The sequence below is a fragment of the Bacillus cereus group sp. BcHK124 genome (assembly GCF_027712065.1).
GTDB classification, from domain to species: domain Bacteria; phylum Bacillota; class Bacilli; order Bacillales; family Bacillaceae_G; genus Bacillus_A; species Bacillus_A pacificus.
Map to the genome: position 1 here is coordinate 1 of NZ_JAQFPJ010000059.1, position 1,324 is coordinate 1,324.

The following is a 1,324-nucleotide window of genomic DNA, read 5'->3' on the forward strand; positions in this document are numbered from 1 at the left end:
ATCACACTTGTATAAGCGGGGTTTACTGTTTTAACAGAAAATCCGTTACGAAGAGCCATACGAATTAAACTGTTCAACATCTTTTTATACGTAAATTGATGGAAATTACGATTACTGTATTTGTCAGTATCATGAGATTGTTGAAACTTTAAATCTTCTAAAACAATTCCACCTACATTGTTTTCCAATAACCATGTTTTAATTGGTTGTACGATTTGTCCAATTATCGGTGCGCGTTTGTTTGTTGAAAATGTATTCAGATTGTGTAGATAAAAAATTTTTGAACCTTTAAAATTACCTTGTTTTGTACATAAACTAACTGCAATGCGGTCCGGATTTACATCAATTCCTGCAATTACATCTGATTGTGGTGTTTCCTTGAAATCTAGTACACGACCTATTTTTGTTTCATCAAACGTAATATTTACATAAAATTCATTTTGTTTACGAATGATTTCTACACTATATTTTTGATGCTCTATAATCGGTTTTCCTTTTGAATTTACACCGATTTGCTTTCCCATAACGACATTTGTAATTTGATGATAAAAACGATATGGAATCATAATCGGAACTTTGATTCGGGGGCTCTTTGTTTTTCCATTTGTTCGTTCTAATGGATTTGCAATTTCTAACCATCCTTGCCCACAATCATCAACTGTAATGCGCATGTTCAAATTCCCTTTTTTACTTTTATCTCCGCGAGAATATAATTGCCTTGTACGTAAATCTTTCCATTCTTGATTAGATATCTTATCTTTCATTCTTTCATAGAAATTTTTCCGTCCACCAAAAATAATAGGAGGTAATGTTCCATTTTTAATATGTGTTTCATACATTTCAATTTTTTGTTCTAATTTTTGTTGTCTTTTTCTTAATCCAATTAGACAAATTTCTAATGAAACTTTTTTTGGGTTTTTCCTGCCACTTTCATAATCATCTTTTTTTTGTAATGTTTTTTCTAATTTTTTTTGATTGTTTTCTAGGTAAACAGGAAGAAGTTCTTTTTGGGAGGAAAGGATGGTTTGTGCTTGCAAAACTGCATCTTCACAAAAACGTTTGTTTAACAAATATTTAAGTTGTAGTTTTTTAATCAATTCTTTCTCGTTTTCTCCTTCAATTAAACGATTAAAACTATATCGTTTTGCACTTTCGAACGTACGGATCAAAGTAATTAAAGCTTCCGTTTGTTCTTTTGTAATAGAATTGATTTTACAAGCACGTGTTGTTTTCATCCTTTTCCCCCTTTTCATCACCTGAAAATATTATAGGTTGAATTCTGTAAAATATAAAACCTGTAATTGTAAATTTTTATAGTTTTTTA

At 30.1% G+C, this 1,324-nt stretch carries 1 protein-coding gene; it reads right to left on the reverse strand.

Annotated elements, in window-relative coordinates; genetic code table 11:
• The coding region (locus PDK19_RS27200) for an IS200/IS605 family accessory protein TnpB-related protein (RefSeq protein WP_270708208.1) at nucleotides 1–1,235 on the reverse strand (1,235 nt) is incomplete at its 3' end.
• Between the last annotated feature and the right edge of the window lie 89 nt (nucleotides 1,236–1,324).